Below are 24317 nucleotides of genomic sequence, written 5' to 3' on the forward strand. Positions count from 1 at the left end.
CGGTAGACTTTTATACAAAGTAGAATATTGATTCTAGCTTTCTCCTTCTCCTGTCGGAAACGCTAGCGCGAACGGGTTCCGCTTACGGTAAGCTTGTTAGCCTTGGAAGATGAAACTATTTATTTTTAAAAATACTGTTTAGGGTATGGAGTCGCTACGAGTTCTGAGAAATACGGATATAAGCAATTTACCAATTCTGTCATTCTAGCTTATAACACTCGCTGCAACTCCATATAATCTCTGAAATGGAACGATGAAATCCAAAAATTCTTCAGATTAGAGGAGATGAGAATAGAAGGGAACCAACTTTAATGCTTGACTTTTGGCTAATTAAAGGAATAATGTTTTTTCACGCCGCTTTTAATTTCCCATATACAGGACATTCCCACAGGGAAGGTTACTAAATCGCCTTTACCCATTTGTACTGGTTGTCCGCCATGAGGCGTAACAATGACATCACCTTCTAAAAAGTAACAAGTTTCTTGAGTATCATAAGTCCAAGGAAATTTTGAGACTTCTTTTTGCCAAATTCCCCATTGGAAAACACCCAATTTCTGGAGTATTTCTGGACTAGGTTGATGCTCAATTTTGATTTCCATGTAGTTTGTTCTCGGTTCACAATTAGCAGTAGGACTGGATGTCTTCTCCACACTTATCTACTAAATAACACAAAGCACGAAAACGTAAACCAACAAATTGATCATACAGGGGATTGAGCTTACACATGGGGGGAATGTGGGCAATAATCCGACCAAATACTACGATGTCACGCTCAAAAGGACACTGAGCAGGAATCAATTTTGCGATGAAGTGAGCTAGCTTACGATTTTGTATTTCTAGTGCATCAATCCACTGACGTAAAGGTTGTAGTGGATCAATTTTAGATTGAGTATTTTTTTGCTGATTACCAATAGGCTGAATAACAGCAGACAGGACAATATGTTGCTCTTTTGTTTTTAGCACAGTCATAATATTTAATCTCCTTTGAGAGAATCAACTATTTGCCATTTTGCAACTTACCATACAATCTTTAACCTGAAATTATGAGGAATGTGTGAGGATTGACAATTAAAGCATTTAAAGAGCTAATTTTCAGGGATTTTGTAGGTAAATAGGGGGGACTGATTGTTATTTAAACTTAACTAGATTAGTAAGAACTGTCCCGTTAAATACAAAATAACAAAGAAAATATAAAAGTGGGATTTCTTTAACTTATTGATTGCTAATGTTTGAGATAGCAATCTCATATCTTAAATTTAAATCTCCAGTTCTGAAACTACACAGTACCCTAAGATGTACGTTTACCAGCAAAAATACTCTTTGCTGATGCTATAGCTATATTTCCTAAGGGTTAAACTATACGGATACCTGATTTTAGAGTATTGGGTATCAAATAAAATGTCTTATCGGTTACATAAACTGACCTGAATATTATTTAATAAGTTCCCAGTGATCGTCTGATAAGCATAAGCTAATGTACTTGTGTCTATTTTTTATCAAAACCTGAATAAACTGACATCCTCCATACCAGAAAATACCCTTTTTGAGAGTAAAACTAACAAACAAACACAAGAAAACTTGAAAATTAAAAGGGACAAAATATGTCTTAGAGGAATGGGGTGCAGAGGGAGAAGAGAACGGTTGACTAATGACTAATTAACAACTTGTCTTTGCCTCCTAAGGCTAGTAGCCATACTAGTACTACAATCCAGTGGATGAGGACGATCGCCCATAGAGAACCTGTCAAAGCATAGGCTATTGTACAGCACAATCCTAAAAGTCCGGTTAAGGTTAGGAATATGGGGTGAAAAAAGGTCGGAAATCCAACTTGGTAAAGGGTTTTGGCGTTTAGGGGATGGTAGAGAATAAACAGCAGTAAGATCAATCCTGCCCATAATGTCCATCCATACCAGTTGATTACTTCTAAGGGATGGGGAAGCAGTAATACGCGGAAAACTAATTCCTCGACGATCGCAGGTGTGATAATTACTCGTAATGCGATCGCTAGTTGGTGGAGAGGATTGGTAGAGGTAAAACACCAAGACAAAAAACCAGAACGCCAGCCTAAAGGTAAGGCGATCGCACTGTATATTAAGACTGTGATCCCCACAACTATCCAATCTCGTATTTCTGGCACAACCAAAGATGCCAGTAAGCGGTTTAACAAAATGGGTATAGGTGCAATGTTAGTAAAGGGTATGGTGATTTCTCCTAACCCTAATGTCGGTGCTACGGGGGCAATATCGGGGTTTTCGCCGCCGATTTGATTGGTGCGTAGAAACCAGAGTTTGGCACCATGTCTGAAAAATAAGGCGGCTATTTCATCGTGTGCCTGTCTGGGTACCATAGTCCGCCAACTTGTCAACGCGGCCCAAGGACTGCGATCAGCTACGCTGGGCGGAACGCCATCACGGAAAGTTTCTTTCCCATCTCCAATGCCCGTGAGATAATCTGCATGGCTTTTCCAGTCTGCACGGACGATCCCCAAGGGAGTTAATTGGCGTTGCAAGTCTGAACTCAATCTCACTAGTTGCCCAAAGCGTTCAGTTTGGGGATCATCGGGATGATTACTCAACCACTGCTGAATGGCTGAGTTTGAGGCTACTTGCTGAGTAATTACTTGAATGGCGATATATAGTGCTTGGCTGGCATCTTGGACGCAAGAAGTCGCCGGGGTAACCGTGGCGCTACCAGTGCCATCACCTGTGCGATAGCGTGCCATCATAATCTGCAATTGTCGCTGAAATTCTGTCACGGGAGAAAGCTTGATCCCGTCAAAATTGTAGTCTTGGGTAACTGGTGCAAACTTAATTAATACATCAGAAATGGGTCTTGTGGCTGCCCATCCCCATTGTAAGTTTCCCATGTAGTCTGCCCAAGAATGTCTCCCCGCAATGATCCCGTCTGAGTTATTGGCGTAAATTTGTTGATACTCAATGGCAAATTGTAATTCTTTGGTGATGGGATCACGAACTACTTGCGCTAGTCCAAAAGCGAAGTGTCCGGTGATTGTATATGCTGTGCTACCTTCACTCTTTTTACCACCAATACCACCAAAGTTATGCAGGACTATGGCGCGATCGCCTTCTTGCCAATTAGATGCGGCTAGTTGGTCTTGGTTGGTGCTGGGATCAAGTAAAACAGTCCGGATTGTACCTTTATCTTGGGGTGCAATCTGCCAATTCTGGTTTTTTATGTAGGTTAACCCCGGTTGTTGTCCTAAAACTACGTGTTGCGGCTGGATTTTTAAGAGCGATCGCGGTACTATCCCCTGAACCACAAAAATTCCTTGAGTATTCTTTGCGCCATAAATATACCAACCCGCTTGCCCGGCTGGGGATTTTTCTATTTCCCTGGGAGTAGAGGGTGGAATATTGCGTGTATCAATTACTTGTTGGGGAATCCGCACAGTTTCCTCCACCCCATTGAAGTCACCAGAAACTCGATTGTAATGACGCACGCGAAAAAAATCACTGGGACAGGAGGAAGTCCCAGGACAAAACGGTGACGCAGGATATTGACTACTAGCTGGTTCTGGATTGAGGATTTTTACCAAACCATAAAATCTGCCGGTCGCCATTACAGGTTCGTGGGCAATTTGCAGACGTAGCTGATTATCACTCCCTTTCACTAACTCACCATCATCTAAGGTGACGACCACATCATCCTTCGGCCTAGCACCAGCGAGGGATTGCAAAGGCCCTACTTGCAGACGACCATTCAGGCGAAATGGGTGAATAATCCCCTTGGCTTGGCTTTCCCTTGTTTCATCAGTAAAACTTATATCTTGTTGCACAGCTTGTACGTAAGACTGTGACTCTGGCTTGTTTAGCCATTCCAAACGCACAACTTTACCTACTAAATTTTGTGCTTCTGGTGACGCGTGTTGTATTTCCATCCATACCCAATCTGATCCCGACTGTATTTGCTGCTGATTTGGCAATACTAATCTACCTACCCATTTGTCCACAGGTTGATAAAGGTCGGGGTTGACAGTTTGATTTGGGGGATAAAACTGTGATTGATTGAAGTCTTGCTGTTTGTGAATGTCGTAATTGCTTGATGGTGTATGTTCCACCGTAGATGTTCGCGGGTAAAACAGCAAGACAGCGATCGCACTCAGTAGTAATAAAACAACGAACATCCCCAATCGTAATTTCGTCTTCTGTTGCAACCGTTGTTTGTTCGACGGTTTTTCGTTTTGCATTGCTGTCAAATCATACCTTGGAGATTGGTTATATCAGATATAGCTGTAGGTGTAAGACGATACTCAAGCTTTCCTGGCAGTTATGATACCAAAATTTCCAAATCCTCACCCGCAAGAGCATAGGGATTTTGGTCATGGGTAATTGGACTATTAACTGTTAACGAAGCTACTTGCGATAAAACTTTTATTTGTGATATTGAAAAACTACAAATACTGAATAAATTCAGAATTCTAAGTGTCTCATATATCGAGAATAATCTGATGTCTATATATTAGTACTTAAGCATATAGGGAAATGCTGAAACATAAAAACCTAAGATATAAAAATGGAATTAAATTTTCGATAATGTTATTAATAGTATTTGCAACGACACTGTAAGTTATTTTTCATACAGATATAACTTAAAAAAGATAACCAATTTAGGTGCTTGTGTAGAAAATAATGCCTAAATAAAAACAGTTGCTTCTACGTAAAAACTATGTTTATCAATGTTTTTCATAAAAATAAGAGTATTTTTTGTCACTAGTCATAAAAATGAAATTACTGTAAGCAGTCAAGTTCCCATTAGAGATTTATTAGATAAATTCCATTGATGGTATGAGTCACTGAGTGAATTATTTACTACATTCTTACTAGCAGTCTGAGCATTATTATGTTATACGGGTTAATGAGTAATTGTACAAATAGCAGAAAATTCTGCATTTTTGAATGCGATTTTAATCAGGGAATTTGTCATACAATTCCACAACCAATCTAGAAAATTTCGGCAAAATCATGGTTAACTCTGTCAATACCCGCCCCGAAATTTTATGGCGACAAGTTTGGGGATTAGCCGCTTTATTAGCTGCCATCATCTTCAGTTGGATGGCTTACAAGTTTTATCAACCGAGAATTTTAGAGGAATTGGAATTTGTCGGACTGGTTCGCTGGTTGGGGATATGGCAAGGGTTACTAATAGCTGTGATCGAACCGATGATTGGTGGGTTGTCCGATCGCATTCAGCAGCGTTTGGGTAGTCGTTTACCCATGATTAGTCTAGGGGTAGTCCTAGCTGGGGTTATTTTTGTAGCTGTATCACTGTTAGTTCAACAAAATTTACCCATAGGTATACGTTGGGTTGTGCCGATGTTGATGACTGTTTGGGTCATCGCCATAATTATTTTCCGCGCCCCAGCGATCGCACTTTTAACGCAATTTGCCCCTAAAAGCGAGTTACCCCAAGCGAATGCAGTATTAGTGTTCGTCTTGGGGCTAATAGGCGCTATCAGTCCAGTTTTGAACACCCTCCTCGACAACATGGGTGCATCTATCACCTTTCTTGTAGGGGCGATCGCTTTAATTTTGGCAGCATATATTCTGCAATTATTCACACCTAAACATTTGCTGCACATCTCTAGCTTCAACCTAGAACCAACAGCTAAAACTCCTGTACAGATGTTTATCCTGATTTTCATCATTGGCTTGGGAACAGGAATCGAACTTAACCTGCTTTTATCAATATTTCCCCAGGAATTACAAATACAACTACCCAACCTGACAGTAGAGTTTATTGCTTCTGCGATTTTGTTAGTCTCAGCGATCGTCTCTGTTCCTTTGGGCGATTGGACAACACAACTAGGCGCAAATAAATCTATGCTACTGGGTTTGGGTGCGATGACAGCCTTCATGGGTCTAGCCTTATTAAATGACAGCGATAAACTGGCGATCGCTTTCATACTAGCCTTTGGTATTAGCTTCAGTTTAGTTTTTATCAGTATGATTCCCTTGGTGTTAAGTAAGGTTCACCCCAGTCGTGCAGGTTTAGGTACAGGACTATATTTTGGTGGTAGTGCAGGCGGTACAGCTATAGTTTCTTTCCTCATCAAAGAACTAGGAAACACATCTATAGGTGCTTTTTTATTAGCTGAATTTGCTTTTGTATTAGTAGGTGTCTGTATTCTTTTAAGCAGAAGATTTCGTATATTACCTGATTAATTATTTGAAAAAGCCACAAACTCATATTTGATAATCTTCTTCCTGCATATAGAACTAGTATTTGATTTCTGAAATATACGTAGGGTGGGCATTGCCCACCCTACAGATACTTAGATATTTTCAAAAATCAAATATGATTCCTATATATTTCATAATTTTAGCAAGATGGGAATACTATTTTTAAATAACCCTTCATAGCCAGGACATCATCTCTCACAAGCTAGATACTACAGATACTTTGTTTTTTCATACATTTGACAACTTCAGAATAGTTACAAGTATATTTCAGTTTTTTCTATTGAAATTTCGTATAAACATACTCATAATTACCTTAAAAGTAATTATTGAAATAGAGTATGTTAAATAGGTGGATATCATACTTACTTATAGAAAAATACCCATTAACTTGGTAATATTCATATCTTTATTGATAAACTATTTATTAGTAAATAGAGTCAATGCTAAAACTCGAAAAAATATCGATTTAATTGTATATAGTAACAATTATGAAAGACGCTCAGAAGCAATAACTGTTAATTATTCGTTCAACTCCGCTCAAGATATTCGGGAGAATAAAAACATTACGCCAACCCTAGCTAACGAGCCAGTAAAAGTTTTTCCTAATCCCAATGAAATAAATCTTCCTACTCCAATTAATCCGCTCCGAAAACCAGATACTAACTCTGAGCAAGATAACACTCCTATTCAGCAAAATATCACTCCAACTTTACCTAAAAAAGATTTGGAGTTATTTATATTAAATGCACTAAGTAATAGCGCCACTAAATACCCTTGGATAATTGATCCTAGAGATAACTTTAGTTTTTATTCCTCGACTTTTAATCCTCTACAAGATACAAGATATATTGATTTATCAACCAAATTTTCTTCGGAAGACCCTGTAATTAACAGATTTACCTTTGCTGAGTTTCCTAAACAAGATCAACTTTATTGGATATTACCAGGTAATCGGGTCGTTGTAGAAACTAAAGGTTGGCAGAGTGGAATCGTATATCAAGGAGAATCAACAGATAGTGTCACGAGACAAACAATTAGATTAACTCAGAGACTTTGGGGTATGCAGGCGGTTTTTTCACTTCCCCAAGGTGTTCAAGAACTCATAGAAGAAATTGGGATTAACCAATTTACTGTCGAATCAGTTGCGGCAGAAGTTAATAATCCTGTGGGTGTTACTGCTGCTCCTATTAATATTAATGGAAGTAATGCAAATAATTCTATAACTTCTATTGTTCCCAGCATTTCATCAGTGACGACAGAAAAAGATCCTCTAATATTGCAAAATTTTCCCACAAGTGATTTACAGCCATTATTAGGAGAAGTAAGTCTGACTCGCGGAAGCGTAATTCCTGAAGAAACTTTGAAAAAAGCAGGCTTTGTGTGGGGAAATCCTTTAACTCGGCAAAGAACTAGATTTATTCCTATAATTACATCTACTCCAGGAATTAAAGTTGGTAACAGGGAGCAATTCGGTAACTTTGATTTATTCAATATTTTACTCAATAGCTCCATCAGTGAAAATCAGCGAAATTTATATTACTTAAATTCTTTATATTGGGTTTCTCTAGGCGAAAGACGCAGTAATTTAGGAATCAGGAATACAATTAATAAACATGACTGGCACAGACTTTATTTTAGCCGTTCTCATAGTCGGACACTATTAGAATATGACTCTTTAGAGCCTAAGGCGACCTATACTAATATTTCTAGTAATCCTGGAGTTTCCTTATCTTTGTCATTCTCTGAAATAAAAATAGACGAATTGCAAACAGCTAACTCTACACTAGGAATGTTAATCGGTGGTGTTTTTAACTTGATTGACTTTCCCCATTTAAATACAAGTTTGCAAGAAGCCCAAGAAAGATTATCTAGGCAAGAGAGTTTTGCAAATTTAGATTCAAAATCCACACCAGAACAAAGACGAAAAATTAACCAAGTACTGAATAGAACCTTATTTTTAAGTAACCGTACTAGTGGTTTAGAGCAAGTTTCAGGAAAATTGACTTTTCCTAGCACTATCACACCTAATAGTTCGAGTTTATGGCAAATTCGGACTGGTAATCATCAGCGAGCAGTTCAATTAATTGATGGAAAGCGTACTTGGAATGAAGGTAAAACTTTCATTTCTAAAGCCGACGTGTCTAATAATAGTTTTGGTCGTTTAACATCAGTTAATGTACCTTTTTCTTCACAACAGACACCTAACCGCTCCTTGGCTACGCGAGTGACTTTAACTGCTCCTGACGGTCAGCAGTATATTCAAGATTGGAACTCAGCAAATATAACATCTGTTCCTATCGATATTCGTGCGTTTGATATTGCTTTTGACCGCATTGAATTAAGCCAAGATGGTCAAATTAAGACTTATTTACAGACTTTTGGGGGATATTTATATTTACCCGCCATAGAAGCTTTATGGGCTGGTTCTTCTGGGAAATGGAATTACAGTCTTAGTTCTGGAATCTGGTTTAATTTGCAGGCAGATAGTGCATTTAATATCACTAATAATTTTGGTATTCAAGAACCAATGCTAGGTATTTACACTAATGGAGTGTTGAATTTTATCAACACTAATATAGAATTTGATGCAGATGGAAAAACCCGAAGTATTACTAACCACATTCCATCTTTGCAATTTTCCTGGAACAGCGCAGCTAATTCTCAGAATCCGGCTTACCTAAATTTAAGCTACTTTTTCTCTCACCAAAATAGAAACTTAAACTATTCTCTATCTACATCTCTTCTACTTTTAGATAATCAATCTAGTCTTACACCGCTAGGATTTATTCAGGGAAAATTGGGGTTCAATACAGGTTTAGAGTTTAATACTTCCGTAGAAATCAGGGATGAATTTTTCTATACATTTGATGGTCTAAAAAGAATAAATTCTCATTGGTCTGTTGGCACTTATTTACAAAATTTTAGAAATATTGACAAAGGCATAAGAAATCGAGTTTCTAATTTTTCTTATGGCTTGGTCATCCAGCATAATGTTCCTGGTAGTAATAACTTTTGGGAGTCTCGAATTGGAATGAGTGGAGACAGATTTGAGGTTCGTTTTGAAGGAGGATTTCGATTTTGATGTTGAGTTTATTTTGCTGTGTGTCAGTTGTCAGTTGTTTTACTTCTGTTTTAACACCTTCCTTGTAGGCAATCGAGAAAAACTCTATCCTCTTATGGGTCGAGCTTTTTTAGTGTTTTACTACAGAATAAAAAGATACTAGTTTTGACAAACCATAGTCTATCCAAATGAATAAAATCAGAAAATATGTGGAAATTACTGAAAATTTCCTGTATGATTGTTAGGGTTTGGTGATTTAATTTTTGAGAGACACCACGTAAAACGACTATAGGTCTAACTTCTACCTACGGAAAAAAAGACCAGCTTCCCACAGCTGGCCTAGTTGATTCTTTTAGCGTTGTCTTCTCATATAGAGTTAAAACCCGACTGCGTATTCCCAAAATGCAACGGGCAACTTTTCTTAACAATATTGTAACAGGCAACACAGTTTTTTTGAAAAAATTTACCGAAAAAAGATATACCCGGAGGTAATCAGCTTCTATCTTTCAGAATATTTCAACAATGTCAATGGGGGGAGATGAAGAGGTAGGGAGCAGCCTTTAATGGCTATTGAGTAGAGGTAAGAATTTTTCAATTAGTCCGATTGTCACTGCTGGTAGTTCCAATTGTGGGGTTAGTCCTACATTTTCCAATTCTTGAAACACTCGAATTGCTTGGGGATTCTGTTCGGACAAACGTCTGCCAATTTCTGGTCCAGTGAATTGAGACTTTTGCCCCCAAATAATGGCTGTGGGTGTGTTTAACTGTTGAATGTAGAGGGATAAATCAAAGCATAAGTCACCCCGAACGAATGATAATGCTGCATACTCAGCATTGGGCTGTTGGGCAGATTTTAGATAAGCTTCGACAATTTCGTCATATACTCGGTTAGCTTGGGCGAATTGCCGTTGTTCTAAGAAACTACGAATACCTGCACTACTAGCCACTCCAGTGCTGTATAGTAAACGATCCAGAAGAGGAATACTGACGATTTGAGCAAAAATACTGCGAGAATAGTTTTCGCCAAAGTCAGATAGTCCGGCTGGTGTGACAAGAATGAGCGACTTAAATAAATCAGGATGTGCGATCGCTACTCTAATTGTAAATGCTGCGGTGAGAGAAGAGGCGATCGCTGTCACTGGCCCCGTACAAGTCCGCTCAAAAAACTCTCGAATAGTCGTTAAATAATCTTCAATTAGATAATTGCGTTCTGGATGTTCCGATTCACCCCAACCAATTAAATCTGGCGCTAATACACGATACCCTGAAGCAAAAGCAGGATATACTTTCGACCACTCATAAGCAGAAGACCCGCCTCCAAAGCCATGCAGAAACACCAAAGTTTCTTGGTCATCAGTCTTCTTATTGTCCTGCCAAAGTGACCCAGTGGCAGTGTAATACGCCATCTTACCCAGTGAAGTAATTATAGAGCGTTGCTCAAATCCCGGTGCTTGAAACATAGTGTTAGTTATTAGTTATTAGTCATTGGTCAGTTGCCATTAGTTTTTCTTCTCCCTGATCTCCTGACTTCTGCCTCTGACACTTGCTATTATCGATGAACCAAGGATGATGACACCTCTAGCCAGCGTCAGATTAAGTAGATGTAAAATCACTGGCTTACTTGTAAAGATTCAGTAATTTTTTTTTCATCACGCAAAACATTTTTTGCCTATAACTACCGGATAGCAAGGTTTACTGAAATTTCCTTCTGGTAGCGAGGATCACTTAGGTAATATTTGGGGATCAATTTTTTGTGGTAGTCTACAGAAAACTTACGGATAAATCATGAGTGTGTAAAACTATCTGCAACGCTCATACACAATAGTTATGTTTTATTTGTTAACACATAAAACAAATAACTATCATTAGTTTTGTGATTCTCTAGGTAATGGTAAGGCGGGGTGTTGTGGTCAAGCAGGCTACTCTTCAAACAGATAAAGTACCAAGATTTGAAGATATTAAATTTGCACGTAATCAATTTGATGTGCAGAAACAAATTGTAGCTTCAGTTAAACGGAGCCAGTCGGAAGAAGGAATTGATGTTAGTACGATAGATGCACAAACCTGTCTATGTCTGAATTTAGAAGACTTAAAGTGCTTTGAAGTCGTAGAGCGTCAGTACGAACGTTGGGGAGTGATTTTTCATAATTCACTAGCTATACAACCATCAAACCCAGCGTTTCCAACTAATTCTGGCTTAACAGTATTGATGGGTGCGCCCAAAAGTGGATTTTTGGAAGCGACATTCTTGCGTCCTGTTAACCAAGTAAGCGCTTGTGTGACTAGTTCACAGAGGCTAGTACTTTCTGCTTACGATCGCGATCGCCAGTTATTAGCCCAAAGTATACTTCCCAGCGCCAATCTTGCCAACTCAGACTCGGCCTTACCTCCTAATACTTTATTATCGGTCACAGTTGAGAACATTCACTCTGTGACCTTTTGTGCATTTGATGGTCAATTTACTCTCAGTGAATTTCATTTCTTCGTTTAAAAACAACCCAGAACAATTTTTAGTAGCAAAATAGCTTGATCCACTTCAACCCAGGTATTCTTATAGAGTATTATTGATTGTCGATTTACAGTATTTGGTATTGGGAAAGCACGAATGCTTAGTGTGGTAAGACTGTGAGCTGATAAAACGTTATAAGTCCTGAGTAACGAGCGAAAATTCAGCCTCACCACTAGTAAACAGCCTAAGTCATCCTGTCCTTATACCAAGTACAACTTATACATTAGACAATCTTGTAATGTTAGGTAGGTAAACACTGTGGTAAAGGCTTTGTCTTCTTGGCAGCAATTAATCAACCAGATTCTCAACTGGCTGCTTCCAGAGCTTAAGACTAAAGCCACCAAGCGGCGCACTTTTCAGCATCTCTCAGAGCCAAGCAGTCTTCTAGGCTTGCTGATAATTACTGTAGCGATGCTGTTGTGGAACTGGAAACTACTATTAGCTCTGCTGGTTGGTATTGGCGTAATGTTATTAGTCTACTCAATGCAAAAATGGGACTGGCAATTACATTGGGTAGAAATTCAAAAGTTTTTTAGTGGCCCAAATCGGCGATTAGTCATAGCTGTAGGCGGTGGTGGACTAAGTACTGTCAGTACTTATATGGCCGCGTCAATTTTGGCTGACTCTCCTAGTCCTTGGATAGCTACTGGGGCGATCGCTCAAGGATTAGGCACATTGTTAACTATAATTTTACTTATATGGCAGCTTGTCAAATCTTATGCAGGTAAAGAAGAACAAAACTTAGAGCAGTTATTCCTTAATCTCACGGAAACAGACTCCTTAAAGCGGTTGGTTACTTTACGCCGATTAACTAAAATCATCACCACTCAACAAATTGATTCAGGACTGCAACGAGAAATTAGCCAATGCTTACAGTTACTACTGGCTCGTGAAGAAGAGCCAATAGTTAGAGAGGCGGCTTTAGATAGCTGGCAAGCCTTAGAGCAATCACAACCATTACAATCTAGTCCTTTGCCAACCCTGATACCTTTATCGACAAAAGTTAAAGCAAGAGTTTCTAATTTGTAATCAATTAGACAGGGAGCAAAATTAATTTATAGACGTTGTTAGGACTTACGCACTGAACCAAAAAAACCTTCTGAGGGTGGTCAATAGTCAATAGTCCACAGTCCAAAAACCTTGATTTTGACTATTGACAATTGACTATTGACAAAAAAGCCAGAAAAACACTGCGTAAGTCCTAGTTGTATACAAAGTCTGACTATTTACGGTACAATCTACCATCCCGAACCTGAACTATAGGCCGATTACACCGACGTACCAATTGCTCGTCGTGAGTAGTAACAATGACAGTTGCCCCAAAACCATTTAACTTTTGTAGAATCTGCATTACTTGCCAAGAGTTATCGGGATCGAGATTGCCTGTAGGTTCATCAGCTAATATTAAGGGCGGTGTTCCCACTATCGCCCGTGCAATACTTACCCGTTGTTGTTCTCCTCCAGAAAGTTGATCAGGAAAACAATCAGCCTTAGAAAGCAAACCCACTAATTTGAGTGTAGGTTCTAAGCGCCTATGAATTTCTTTGCGGGTGTAACCTTGAGCTTGCAAGACAAAAGTGACATTTTCCGCCACTGTTCGTTGGGGAATTAGTTTGTAGTCTTGAAAAACAATGCCAATACGTCGGCGTAATAATGATAAGCGATCGCCCCGTAAATTTGTGACACTACAGTCATTAACAATCACCTCTCCTTGGGTAGGTAACTCCTGGCCATACAAAAGTTTTAACAGAGTTGACTTACCTGAACCACTAGGCCCTGTAATAAATAAAAATTCTTTCTTTTTGATCTCTAAGTTAATATCCAGCAAAGCATGGCAACCATTAGCATAGGTTTTGGTCACCCCATTTAACTGCACCATATTACTGGTAGTAACACTTTCCTCTTGGGCTGGACTTGCTTTTTCATGAATAGTCTGTTCGGCAGAGACTGGATTCGTTAATACGGGCATTACTAAATTTTCCTTAGGCAATGGGCAACTGTTCACTGTAATGTTCATTCTCTCCCGCCTAGCTCGGCAGGTTTACCCTTTTCTGAACAGTATTAACTTAACGTGAACTCGACGGAACCTAACCCCAATCCCTTCCCTACAAGGGAAGGGGCTGAAAATCTATAACTGAGTACCAAATAATCAGAGTTTTAAGCCTCTCCCCGCGTCGGGGAGAGGTTTGGAGAGGGGTTCTTCCGAATTTATCGAACTCACGTTAACTTAAAAATAAGGATTCCCAAATCATGCCTGGGAATCCCAAAACCGAAACTCAAAATTAAAAATCTTGTAATCTTCAAAATGGCATAAGTACTATCATCTAAGTGAGAGAAGTACTAAATCGCACCCTTCATAGTCAAACGGTAAACAAAGGCTTTCACCGCAAACTGAGGCAGAGCCAACATTCGCCGCCAACGCCAAGGCTCTTTATATAAACGATATAGCCATTCCAAATTATTATTAGCCAACCAAGCGGGTGCGCGATCTTTACTTCCTGACCAAATATCAAAACTACCGCCAACACCAATCCAAATGGCTTGAGGACACAAATGACGATTTTGGGCAATCCATAATTCTTGCCGTGGAACACCCAAACCAACCAAAATTACTTGTGGTTGTAATTGGGCGAGAGTTTGTTGTAGTTGTTTTTCTTCTTCCCCAGAATGGTAACCGGAATGAGTACCTACTATATTCAAACTAGGTATTTTTTGCTGCCAATCATTCGCCGCTTGTGCGGTTACTCCTGGCGCTCCTCCATAAAAGAACACAGTTTTATCGGCTTGCTCTTGACCGATTGCTTTTAACAGCGTTTCCGCCAGTTCAATTCCCGGACAGCGTTGGACTTTTTGCCAACAAAGCCACCGCAAATACATCACCACTCCTGCACCATCAGGAATTACCAACTCAGCATTCTGAATTATGTTGTTCAAGGATGTATTTTGCTGTGCCTGCATCGTCATTTCTGCATTGAGTGTCACTACATGAGCGCCTTTCCCATGTCGCAGGCATTCCAGTAACCAACTCGGATAGTCACTCATTACATGAACTGGAATTCCCAGTACTAAAAACACTTTAGATGATGGAAACATAGCCCTTTAGCCTCACACCAGATTCTCTCGACGATAGTTTATCAAATTTTTTAATAGGTTGCCTCTAGGCTGATAGGGGGGGAATTTATCCAGATAAGCCTTCTAAGACAACTCCAGATGCAAAATAAAACCCTAATTTTGCTTATTTTGGATGATAAAAACAGCTTATACTGCTTAAGTAAGCTTTTATCATTGATTTTTAACAAATCGCTAAAAAAATTAACTTTGTTCTTTATTTTTAATGAAAAACCTACATAAGATAGTTAACAAACAAAACAAGCTAGTTTCCGTGAAAATATCTGAAAGATGAAAATTTTTTGCTGCAATCAACAACTCCAGAGCTAGCTGAGGGTTTGTTTATCTTGAGTCTGACACCTGCCAAAATAGAGACCAGATTAAATGTGTCAATTTAGACAGATTGCTGATATTTGAGGCACAGCTATCCGATTTGATGATTTAAGTGTAAGGTTTTCATGAGAGCGTGTATTAGTCATACACCCATGCACAAGACTACATGACGAAAAATTCTATATTTATTGTTGGGTAACTGCTGAAAACTGTATCTATGAAAAATTTTCGATAAATACGATTTTGAAGTTAAGCTAGCGTGACGGGTAGAAATTGACTATGAATAAAATTCGGATTGCGCTGATTGAAGATCATGATCTCACCCGTGTGGGTATTCGGACAGCACTGCTACAAAAAGAAGAAATTGAAGTGGTAGGAGAAGCTGGCAATGCGACAGAAGGACTAAATATGTTAAAAAAGGTACAACCAGATATTGCGATCATCGATATCGGTTTGCCAGATAAAGACGGAATTGAGCTAACAAAGGAATTAAAATCAATCAGTAACGGCGCAGACTTACCAACAAAAGTATTGATTTTAACCTTGCGTGATAACAAAGAAGCAGTTTTGGCAGCTTTCGCAGCTGGGGCTGATTCTTACTGTATGAAAGATATTAGGTTTGATAATCTACTGGAAGCAGTTAGGGTAACTTACAATGGCAACGCTTGGATTGATCCAGCGATCGCCAGAATTGTACTACAACAAGCACAACAACAGTCTCCAAAACCAGTAACCACCATAACAGAAGCGAAAAATTCTTTCATCAACTCAGAAACCGAAGATAACTTAGAGACTATCGACTCCTATACCCTGACGGAAAGAGAGTTAGAAGTATTACAGCTAATCGTCGAAGGCTGTAGCAATGCGGTTATTGCTGAACGCCTTTACATTACAGTCGGCACTGTAAAAACCCACGTTCGCAATATTCTCAATAAACTCTGCGCCGATGACCGCACCCAGGCTGCTGTCCGCGCCTTACGCTCTGGATTAGTGGGTTAAATTTACTAGCGACTTAAAGATTTACCAATAACTCTAAGAGTAAAGTTATACTTGTCTGGAAAGTAAGCTTTTCATCAAAGATTACTTTTGAGAATGCCTTTTGACGACTCAGTGAGATAACAGTTGCCATATCTCGCTAATTTTTAGTATCCGAAAAAGCAAGTCAAATATGACGGAAACTAAGGTAGAAAAACTGAAGCTCATGGTAGTAGACGATGAGCCAGATAACTTAGATTTACTCTACCGTACTTTTAGGCGAGACTTTCACGTATATAAAGCTAATCATGCCCGGAAAGCTTTGGAAATTCTAGCTCAAGAAGGCGAAATGGCCGTAATTATTTCAGATCAAAGAATGCCTGAAATGAACGGTACCGAATTTCTCAGCCTGACAGTAGAAAAATTTCCCGACACCATTCGGATTTTACTTACAGGTTTTACAGATGTGGAAGATTTGGTAGAAGCCATTAACTCTGGTCAAGTTTTTAAATACATCACCAAACCTTGGAACCCTGAACGCCTGAAAAATTTAGTTGAGCAAGCTACTGATACATATCGGTTGGTCAAAAAGCGCACCCACGAATTGCGTCGGTCTTTGCGGCGGGAATCTTTATTTAACGCGGTCACCACAGCAATTCGAGAGTCATTAGATTATGAGAGTATGCTGCAAAAAATTGCAGCTACTATTGGACAAACTTTTGAAGCTACTTGTTGTTTACTCAAACCAGTAGAAAACAATCGCCTCACTGCAAATCAATTTTATTATCGAAATCCAGCATACAACTTACCTGATAGCGCCTTTGATCCCACTACTTTAATTGCCCAAGTACTGGAAACCGGCCATTATCAAATTGCCCAAGATATATACAATGACAATCCCTGTAACTACTTGGTTGTCCCTCTATCTTACCAACAGCACTTATTAGCTGTCTTGGCTCTTTACCAGTGGGGACGAGAGCATCCTTGGCAAGACGAAGATATTCAATTAATTACGGGTGTGGCTGAACAAGCAGCTTTAGCCGTTTCCCAAGCAAAACTCTACCAACGCCTGCAAGAAAAACAACAGCAAATTAGTGCTGAGTTAGAAGTGGCGCGGCAAATTCAAAATAATCTACTACGCCAAACCCTACCGGATATCAAAAGCGCAAAATTACAAGCTTGCTGCTATCCTGCAAGAGAAGTAGGAGGCGATTTTTTTGAAATCTTTGTTCACCCCACCAAAGGTGATGTGTGGTTAGCAGTGGGCGATGTTTCCGGTAAAGGCGTACCTGCTGCTTTATTTATGGCTAGTGCAATTTCTGTATTAAGACGAGAATTAGCCCAAGAAATCCCAGCCGAACCCAATGTAGTTATACATAATCTCAATCATGCTTTGTGTGATGACTTAATTAGTAACAATTGCTTTATTACTTTTGTGCTAGCTCGTTATACACCTACTACTAGAGAGTTAGTCTATGCAAATGCTGGACACATTTATCCCCTGGTTTGGTCAAATCAAACCGCACCAGAAAAACCTAACTATCTTACAGTGAGAGGCATACCTTTAGGCATTTTACCGAAATGGCAGGCTAAGTCGGGTAGTTTGATTCTGGCACCCGGAGATACACTGCTGTTAGCCAGCGATGGTATCACGGAAGCAATGGTATCAAATAGTTTATTTGAAACAGTAAAAACCGTGGGTGGCGTTCAGCCAGCAACTCATTCTATGCTGAATCAAGATGGTCTGTGGCAACTCTTACAAAAAGAGCCTCAACCATTGTCTCTCAACCATTTACTATCACGTATTCAGGCAGATAATCACGTCCAAGAAGACGATCAAACTATACTCTCTCTGGAGGTTTTGTAAGTTATGAAAAGCGAGCTTCATGTACCAAGCGACTTGAACTATTTAAACATAGTGGAACACTGGTTATTGGGATGCTTGAAAATCCAGTTAGGAGAATCTGTTGATTGGTCAAGACAGTCCAGCCGGTTACGGTTAGCTTTAGTAGAAGCCTATTCTAATGTTGTGCGTCATGCCCATAAAGAGCAACCAAATTTGCCAGTCTTACTACGCTTGGAATTTAAAGAACGAGATATTGCTTTGGAAATTTGGGACTACGGCACAGGTTTTGATATGTCTACCTACTTCCCGCCCAACCCTGGTGATAGGCAAGAAGGTGGCTATGGTTGGTTAATTATGAATCGTTTAATGGATAAAGTAGAATATCAGTTACAAGTTGATGGAGCTAATTGTCTCAAGTTAGAAGCTACTATACCGGAATTAGCAAATAATTAAGGTTGGTTTGGTAATTTGAAAATCTGATTTGTAAACTGACTTATTTACTGGGAATTGTCAGCCCATAGTGCAGGCTATACCAATGAAAATCAAATACAAGTCATATATTTAAATTTGGCTGAATAATAAGGCCAAACTCTACTCCTTGCCATTAATAGTAATATTGGTAAATCTATAACTGGCTGATGTACATTTCTGATGAAGGTTATTGGATTTTTCTTGCCAAACTGATTTAATCAGTTATCTGGCAGGCATACTGCATCATAATTGAAATGTCTATCCGCTACATTTAAAATGCGAACTATTGCGGAAATTAATGAGAAAATTAACCGTAAAACGGCGATAGTCCTAACGGTTGAGGAATTAAAGGCAAGAGTTGTAGAAGTTGGTGTGAGTAAAGTTGCTCAAGAGGTTGACGTAGTTACTACTGGCACTTTTGAACCGATGGAATCAACTGGCGCTATTCTCAATCTCGGACACACTGATCCACCAATCAAAATTCGCCGTTGCTGGTTAGATGGTGTTCCAGCATACAGTGGTTTTGGGGCTGTTGATTTATACCTGGGTGCTAGCTGTGCTGTTGACGTGATGGACGGCGAAGAAGTCCGAGAACGTGGGGGCGGTCATGTCATAGAAGATTTAATCGCAGGTAAACCTATACACGTCAGAGCGCAAGGACAGGTAACTGACTGTTATCCGCGAGCGAGTTTTGAAACCACAATTACCCGCGACACGATAAATCAGTTTTATTTATTCAATCCGCGTAATCTCTATCAAAATTTTATCGTAGGTGTGAATGGAGGCGATCGCCCACTTCATACTTATCTTGGCCCCTTGCAACCACGTTTGGGTAATGCTGTTTACTCCAACCCAGGGGCAATTTCTCCCCTGTTCAATGACCCCAACTTACAACTCGTTGGTATTGGCACAAGAATTTTCTTAGGTGGTGGCATCGGTTATGTGGCTTGGGAAGGGACTCAACACTTTCCCTTACAAAAGCGTTTAGCTAATCAAACACCTATTGGCCCGGCTGCGACTTTAGCTTTAATTGGTGATGCCAAACAGATGGATGCTCGTTGGGTGCGGGGTTGTTATTTCAAAGGCTATGGCCCCTCGTTGATGTTGGGCGTAGGTATCCCACTGCCGGTGTTAAATGAAGAGGTTATAGAACACTGTGCAGTTCAAGACCAAGATTTAGTAGCGCCAATAGTAGACTTTTCCATTCCTCGGCGCGTTCGTCCTACATTTGGTTTGGTGAGTTACGCCCAACTCAAATCTGGGCGTATCACCATCGAGGGCAAAACAGTAAGAGCTGCTCCTTTGGCTAGTATGTTTCTAGCTCGACAGGTAGCCTTAGAGTTAAAACAGTGGATTGAAGCAGGTAGTTTCACTCTCACGGAACCAGTAGCCCCGATTCCCCAAGAACGTTCGTTTCTGCCTCAAGACCGTTGGACGGATTTTTAGGGATTGGGGATTGGGGATTGGGGACTGGGGATTGGGGATTGGGTGAAAATTTTGAAGTAAATTCTCCCCCTGCCCCCCCTGCTCCCTGTCCCCTTGCCCTACTCAGTCGGCTTAGGCTTCTTCACCGGCTTGGGAATCGGTGCTTTTGGTTGGGGTTTGGAAACCGCAGAAGTTTCGCCACCGACTTTCTTGACTGGGCGGGGCGTTTCTCCTGGTCTTCTGGGGGGGAATGGTTTTCTAAAACCACCACGGGGGCCACCACCGCCGCCGCCTTTAAACGGTGGTCGGCGTTTTTTGGGCAAGTCGGCGATCGCTTCTGCCGTTTGTACTACCAGAACGTCACCTTCTCGCTTGGCTTGGAAGTCCCAAAACTTCCCTACAGCTTTGGTGGTCAACACACCACGCAGTTTCAACTTGAAATATTTGGGCTTATCAGTTGGTTTACGTGGAGCCTGCTTAATTTTGACAACTAAGCTTTTAGCATCGAAAGACTGATAAACGACTTCACCACGAACAGAAAAACCACCATCAGGAATATTCGATGAAGGCGCTGGGGCTTTTGTAGCTGCTTCTGGTTCTTCGGGTATGGTTTCTTGTGAAAGCGTATCTTGCTCATCTTCTTCTGTCGAATGTTTAGCCAGATTTTCTGGTTCCCAAACACCGACGATTTGGATATGCAGAGTGTCGTTTTCTTGCCTTGTGCGGGGATAAACTACCCACAAATGGTCTTGTTCTAGGTCTAGATGATTTTTGACTAGGCTCATAATCCGACCCAGGAGGACGGCGTTGAGTTCTACGCCATCTGTAGTCAGTAAGATACCTTGGGTAAATTGTTCATCGCTGGCACGGTAACGACCCCGGACTAAACCAATGGCTCTGTATTGCATTGGTTCACTGGGAGGCGGAATTGGTTGCTGGCGATCGGCTAAGTTCTCATCTGAGGCAATCTCACTAGTGTTGAGTGATGAATTTTCAGGCTTAGAGGACTGGGGTGCTGCTATATGAATATTAGCGGCCGCCTCTGTTTTAGTTTGAGGCTGATCTGAGGCAAAAGAGTTGGAAGATTCAGGCGAAGGCATCAGGTCGGAAGTCATAAAAACTCCTTGCGGCGGAGACACATCCCAATTATGGGATTTTACTAAAGCATCGAGAAAGAGCGCTTGTGTGGCTGATGAAAGTATATTGGCTTTTCACAAAATCACACGAAAACGCTCTATATAATTTTAAAGACGCTAGACTCGTCATTCTACTCTAAATCTGTAATTTAGCGCCTTTACACTAGTTTCGGAAGCATATCACAGCTTCTATTCTGATGGCTCCTCCTAAAGTCATCACTTACTTTAGCAGTGCTAACTTGTGGTTTGTTATAAAATTCACAGGTATTTGACGGTATTCCGCAAACTTTGGAAATTTTTAACTTTCTAATTTGTATCGATAATAATGTGATTATAGATATGGAGGGCATTTAAATCGTGTCTCAACCGCGCAATCGGTGGATAGTTCAACTCATCTTGGCGCTGGCAGTTCTAGCTTTTGTGGGTGTTTCAGTTGTTCCTATTATTGGGGCGCTGAATGATAATACGTCACCCTCAAACCAGAATAGTGCTAGTAACCAAGGCAGCTCGCTCGCTTCTAATCAACAATCCAAATTGGCAGACGAAGTACGTGGATATGAATTGGTTTTACAACGGGAACCAGAAAATCAAACCGCATTGAAGGGTTTATTACAAGCACGGCTGCAACTTTTAGCGTTAAAACAAGGTAATGTCCAGGGGGTGATAGAGCCTCTGGAAAAGCTAGCCAAGCTTAATCCTAATCAATCAGAGTATGGAGTGCTATTAGCCCAAGCCAAACAGCAAATTGGTGACAAAGAAGGGGCAGCTACAGCTTATCGCTCCATTTTGGATACCAAACCCGGTGATTTAAAAGCTTTGCAGGGGATGGTAGTTCTTTTATTAGATCAGCAACGTCCAGAAGCTGCTGTTGGCTTGTTGCAAGATACCCTGACTAACGCTAACCAAGCCAACACCATCCAGCCGGGGAGTGTGGATGTAGTGGCTGTACAGGTGCTACTGGGTAATGTTCATGCTGCTCAGAAACGTTATCCTCAAGCGATTTCGGCATTTGACCAAGCAATTCAGAAAGATACAAAGGATTTTCGCCCAGTTTTGGCAAAGGCTATGCTGTTGAAGCAACAAGGAAAAGCAAGCGAGGCTAAACCTTTGTTTGATAGTGCTTTAGCTTTAGCGCCAGCTCAATACAAAGATGAGATTAATAAAGCAGCAACCGCATCTCCCACTCTCACGCCGACTGCACCTCCCGTTCCTACTCCTGAAAGTACTCCGAAGCAATAAAACTCTAACCCCCAATTTTCAGGGGGTTACTGATGAGTAGGATAAGAATTTTGAATGTTGAATTGTTACACTCCTTCAATAGCGGCGACAATACCAAAAATCAAAAATAGGCATCCGCCGGCAAAGGTGAGTTGACGTTCAGAAATTTTTCCGGCAATCATTTTGCCTCCAATGACGGCGATCGCTGCACAAATGGCATGACCTAAAATAGCTCCTATGGTGACACCAATGATGTTATTACCTGCGGCTAAGGCTATGGTAGCAATTTGGGTGCGATCGCCCCACTCGGCCATAAAAGTCAAGACAAAGGCTTCTAAGATAATTGATAAGGGCGTTTTTTGTTTTGGTAGCTGCAAATCTGCTTTTTCTACGGCTGCTTTGGCCTCTTCCATCTCTTCCATCACTTCAGCTTTATCTGCTGCCGCCGACATCTTACTAGCGTCATACAACAGTTTCAGACCAAAGGCAATAAATAAGGTTATTTCAGCGTAATAAATATACACTGGTGGCAATAGAGATGCAGCTTTGCCAAATAACACCGAGAGTATTGTCATTGCGGCTAAAGCGCCCACTACTCCTGTAAATACCCATCTTCGGGAATGGTGCATTGCCAAGATCATGGCGATGAAAAAAGTTTTATCGCCTAGTTCTGAAACTGTAATTAGTAATAAACCTGCGGTAAAAGCTGTTAACACTCTCTCAAGCTCCTGAAAAACGTTTACCGATGTGAAGCTTGATGAATGCCAAAAGACCCCACCAAGCCACATCTTGAATGTGAACTTAGTGAAGGTCTCGCTTCCAAATATTTTCTAGTTGTCATCTGAACCAGGCTCATCGCCAGTATGTTGATCCAGATGTACTGGCTTTTGCCAGCAGCTACTCCCCTTCTTATCAGAATAAGATTGTATAGCAATCCTACGTGAATTGTAAATATATTTTTAGCTGTTGAGTGCAAATATCAGGACATATCCACCAATGCCATACTTAACTGATGCCAGGGAAATTCGTGCCATAGTTGCTGGATATACTCAAGCTACTACTTTATGGATAGACACTGAGGTCGCTGACTATAAAAGTCGTAATCCTCGATTATCGCTGATTCAGGTATTAGATGATCCTGACGATATGAGTGGCGATCGCGTTTACCTTTTGGATGTACTTGATCAACCTGATTTAGTCGCTAATTTTGTTGAGAAAATTATGGTAAGCACCAATATTGAAAAGGTGTTTCACAATGCTAGTTTTGATGTTAAACTCCTGGGCAATAAACAAGCTAAAAATATTACTTGCACTTTAGAAATTGCTAAGAAAATACCTTATCATCTCTTGCCAGTACAAAATTATCAACTGCAAAGTTTAGCTACATTATTATGTAATTTTAACAATATTGATAAACAAGAACAGAGTAGTAATTGGGGACGGCGACCTCTCAGCGAAGAACAAATAGAATATGCTTATCTAGATTGTATTTATCTCGCTCAAATTCATCGGCGTTTATTAGACTTGCAAATAGAAAGTAACCCTGATCCAGCGACAGTAGACATAACAGCTATCAACTCACGCTTTTCCCAAATCGAGGAGCAGTGGAAATTGTTAAATTCTGAATATGAGCATCTACAAGAGCAATTAAAAAAAGCTATGCAGGCTCAAAATATATCAGAAACCTCTACTTATAAGCTCACAAGTCATCAACGCAAAGTTGTAAAAGTACAGTTTTCTGAATTGTCTAATCTAGTACAAAACCAAGATATTAGTTTAGATTTCCCAGTTACATTAACTCAGAAGCTACAAAAAGATTTAGGAGAAAATCTCGAACAACTATCTGTAGACATAGAGGAAAACACTTATTTACGGCTAACCCTGAAAAATCAGGATGATTCGTAACTATGAATAGCCTAAGAATTAGAGCATTTTTGAGCAGTATAGTCTTTCTTACCCTAGTGAGGCACAAACAACAAGAATTTAGGAATTTACGTCTAATGTGAAATAAAAGCGCAATTATACTGATTTTGCA

Annotated in this window: 18 protein-coding genes; 10 read left to right on the forward strand and 8 right to left on the reverse strand. The window is 40.2% G+C overall.

Annotated features, from left to right (window positions below):
* Window positions 1–326: 326 nt before the first annotated feature.
* From GSQ19_RS08470 to GSQ19_RS08480, 3 genes are all read right to left on the reverse strand, one after another.
* Complete coding sequence (locus GSQ19_RS08470) at window positions 327–599, reverse strand: cupin domain-containing protein (protein ID WP_011317522.1); 273 nt, start codon at window positions 597–599, stop codon at window positions 327–329.
* A 22-nt stretch (window positions 600–621) separates the two neighbouring features.
* Entirely contained in the window at window positions 622–969 is a 348-nt protein-coding gene (locus GSQ19_RS08475) for a Mo-dependent nitrogenase C-terminal domain-containing protein (RefSeq protein WP_011317523.1), read from the reverse strand.
* A gap of 676 nt (window positions 970–1645) precedes the next feature.
* Complete coding sequence (locus GSQ19_RS08480) at window positions 1646–4207, reverse strand: CPBP family glutamic-type intramembrane protease (RefSeq protein WP_011317524.1); 2562 nt, start codon at window positions 4205–4207, stop codon at window positions 1646–1648.
* A gap of 775 nt (window positions 4208–4982) precedes the next feature.
* Between GSQ19_RS08480 and GSQ19_RS08485 the strand changes: the two genes are divergently transcribed.
* Window positions 4983–6182: an MFS transporter gene (locus GSQ19_RS08485; protein ID WP_011317525.1), complete on the forward strand. Its 1200-nt coding sequence runs from the start codon at window positions 4983–4985 to the stop codon at window positions 6180–6182.
* A gap of 427 nt (window positions 6183–6609) precedes the next feature.
* A complete protein-coding gene (locus GSQ19_RS08490; RefSeq protein WP_199312723.1) occupies window positions 6610–9282 on the forward strand; it encodes a hypothetical protein in 2673 nt (890 codons plus the stop codon).
* 539 nt (window positions 9283–9821) lie between these two features.
* Here the strand turns inward: GSQ19_RS08490 and GSQ19_RS08495 are convergent.
* Complete coding sequence (locus tag GSQ19_RS08495; protein ID WP_011317527.1) at window positions 9822–10721, reverse strand: alpha/beta fold hydrolase; 900 nt, start codon at window positions 10719–10721, stop codon at window positions 9822–9824.
* Between the two features lie 428 nt (window positions 10722–11149).
* Here GSQ19_RS08495 and GSQ19_RS08500 point away from each other — a divergent pair, with 428 nt between their 5' ends.
* Together GSQ19_RS08500 and GSQ19_RS08505 are read left to right on the forward strand one after the other, a co-directional pair.
* Window positions 11150–11752: a hypothetical protein gene (locus GSQ19_RS08500; RefSeq protein ID WP_011317528.1), complete on the forward strand. Its 603-nt coding sequence runs from the start codon at window positions 11150–11152 to the stop codon at window positions 11750–11752.
* A gap of 276 nt (window positions 11753–12028) precedes the next feature.
* Window positions 12029–12799 (forward strand): hypothetical protein, encoded by a 771-nt coding sequence (locus GSQ19_RS08505; protein WP_011317529.1) that lies wholly within the window; start codon window positions 12029–12031, stop codon window positions 12797–12799.
* 193 nt (window positions 12800–12992) lie between these two features.
* Here the strand turns inward: GSQ19_RS08505 and ftsE are convergent, their stop codons facing one another.
* Window positions 12993–13739: a cell division ATP-binding protein FtsE gene (gene ftsE / locus GSQ19_RS08510; RefSeq protein ID WP_011317530.1), complete on the reverse strand. Its 747-nt coding sequence runs from the start codon at window positions 13737–13739 to the stop codon at window positions 12993–12995.
* A gap of 371 nt (window positions 13740–14110) precedes the next feature.
* Window positions 14111–14863 (reverse strand): WecB/TagA/CpsF family glycosyltransferase, encoded by a 753-nt coding sequence (locus GSQ19_RS08515; protein ID WP_011317531.1) that lies wholly within the window; start codon window positions 14861–14863, stop codon window positions 14111–14113.
* 627 nt (window positions 14864–15490) lie between these two features.
* Between GSQ19_RS08515 and GSQ19_RS08520 the strand changes: the two genes are divergently transcribed.
* The 4 genes from GSQ19_RS08520 to GSQ19_RS08535 all read left to right on the forward strand — a co-directional run bounded on the left by GSQ19_RS08520 (window position 15491) and on the right by GSQ19_RS08535 (window position 19949).
* Entirely contained in the window at window positions 15491–16210 is a 720-nt protein-coding gene (locus GSQ19_RS08520) for a response regulator transcription factor (protein WP_011317532.1), read from the forward strand.
* Window positions 16211–16379: 169 nt separating this feature from the next.
* Complete coding sequence (locus GSQ19_RS08525) at window positions 16380–18053, forward strand: SpoIIE family protein phosphatase (protein WP_011317533.1); 1674 nt, start codon at window positions 16380–16382, stop codon at window positions 18051–18053.
* 3 nt (window positions 18054–18056) lie between these two features.
* Window positions 18057–18485: an ATP-binding protein gene (locus tag GSQ19_RS08530; RefSeq protein WP_011317534.1), complete on the forward strand. Its 429-nt coding sequence runs from the start codon at window positions 18057–18059 to the stop codon at window positions 18483–18485.
* Between the two features lie 294 nt (window positions 18486–18779).
* A complete protein-coding gene (locus GSQ19_RS08535) occupies window positions 18780–19949 on the forward strand; it encodes a homocysteine biosynthesis protein (RefSeq protein WP_011317535.1) in 1170 nt (389 codons plus the stop codon).
* A 98-nt stretch (window positions 19950–20047) separates the two neighbouring features.
* Here GSQ19_RS08535 and GSQ19_RS08540 read toward each other — a convergent pair whose 3' ends face one another.
* Window positions 20048–21043 carry a hypothetical protein gene (locus tag GSQ19_RS08540; protein WP_011317536.1) on the reverse strand — a complete coding sequence of 332 codons (996 nt, stop codon included), beginning with the start codon at window positions 21041–21043 and terminating at the stop codon, window positions 20048–20050.
* A 378-nt stretch (window positions 21044–21421) separates the two neighbouring features.
* On the opposite strand from GSQ19_RS08540, the gene GSQ19_RS08545 reads away from it, so the two are divergent.
* Window positions 21422–22303, forward strand: a complete 882-nt coding sequence (locus GSQ19_RS08545; RefSeq protein ID WP_011317537.1) for a tetratricopeptide repeat protein — start codon at window positions 21422–21424, stop codon at window positions 22301–22303.
* 65 nt (window positions 22304–22368) lie between these two features.
* On the opposite strand, the gene GSQ19_RS08550 is transcribed toward GSQ19_RS08545, so the two are convergent.
* Entirely contained in the window at window positions 22369–22998 is a 630-nt protein-coding gene (locus tag GSQ19_RS08550) for a TMEM165/GDT1 family protein (protein ID WP_010995867.1), read from the reverse strand.
* 280 nt (window positions 22999–23278) lie between these two features.
* Here GSQ19_RS08550 and GSQ19_RS08555 point away from each other — a divergent pair, with 280 nt between their 5' ends.
* Window positions 23279–24187, forward strand: a complete 909-nt coding sequence (locus GSQ19_RS08555) for a ribonuclease D (RefSeq protein WP_011317539.1) — start codon at window positions 23279–23281, stop codon at window positions 24185–24187.
* Window positions 24188–24317 lie beyond the last annotated feature (130 nt).

Source organism: Trichormus variabilis 0441 (assembly GCF_009856605.1).
Lineage (GTDB): Bacteria > Cyanobacteriota > Cyanobacteriia > Cyanobacteriales > Nostocaceae > Trichormus > Trichormus variabilis.

Coding starts and splice junctions, on each gene's coding strand:
- GSQ19_RS08530 (WP_011317534.1), top strand. CDS start 18,057: ATGAAAAGCGAGCTTCATGTACCAAGCGACTTGAACTATTTAAACATA.
- GSQ19_RS08525 (WP_011317533.1), top strand. CDS start 16,380: ATGACGGAAACTAAGGTAGAAAAACTGAAGCTCATGGTAGTAGACGAT.
- GSQ19_RS08500 (WP_011317528.1), top strand. CDS start 11,150: ATGGTAAGGCGGGGTGTTGTGGTCAAGCAGGCTACTCTTCAAACAGAT.
- GSQ19_RS08515 (WP_011317531.1), bottom strand. CDS start 14,863: ATGTTTCCATCATCTAAAGTGTTTTTAGTACTGGGAATTCCAGTTCAT.
- GSQ19_RS08535 (WP_011317535.1), top strand. CDS start 18,780: ATGCGAACTATTGCGGAAATTAATGAGAAAATTAACCGTAAAACGGCG.
- GSQ19_RS08470 (WP_011317522.1), bottom strand. CDS start 599: ATGGAAATCAAAATTGAGCATCAACCTAGTCCAGAAATACTCCAGAAA.
- GSQ19_RS08555 (WP_011317539.1), top strand. CDS start 23,279: ATGCCATACTTAACTGATGCCAGGGAAATTCGTGCCATAGTTGCTGGA.
- GSQ19_RS08475 (WP_011317523.1), bottom strand. CDS start 969: ATGACTGTGCTAAAAACAAAAGAGCAACATATTGTCCTGTCTGCTGTT.
- GSQ19_RS08540 (WP_011317536.1), bottom strand. CDS start 21,043: ATGACTTCCGACCTGATGCCTTCGCCTGAATCTTCCAACTCTTTTGCC.
- GSQ19_RS08520 (WP_011317532.1), top strand. CDS start 15,491: ATGAATAAAATTCGGATTGCGCTGATTGAAGATCATGATCTCACCCGT.
- GSQ19_RS08495 (WP_011317527.1), bottom strand. CDS start 10,721: ATGTTTCAAGCACCGGGATTTGAGCAACGCTCTATAATTACTTCACTG.
- ftsE (WP_011317530.1), bottom strand. CDS start 13,739: ATGCCCGTATTAACGAATCCAGTCTCTGCCGAACAGACTATTCATGAA.
- GSQ19_RS08480 (WP_011317524.1), bottom strand. CDS start 4,207: ATGCAAAACGAAAAACCGTCGAACAAACAACGGTTGCAACAGAAGACG.
- GSQ19_RS08485 (WP_011317525.1), top strand. CDS start 4,983: ATGGTTAACTCTGTCAATACCCGCCCCGAAATTTTATGGCGACAAGTT.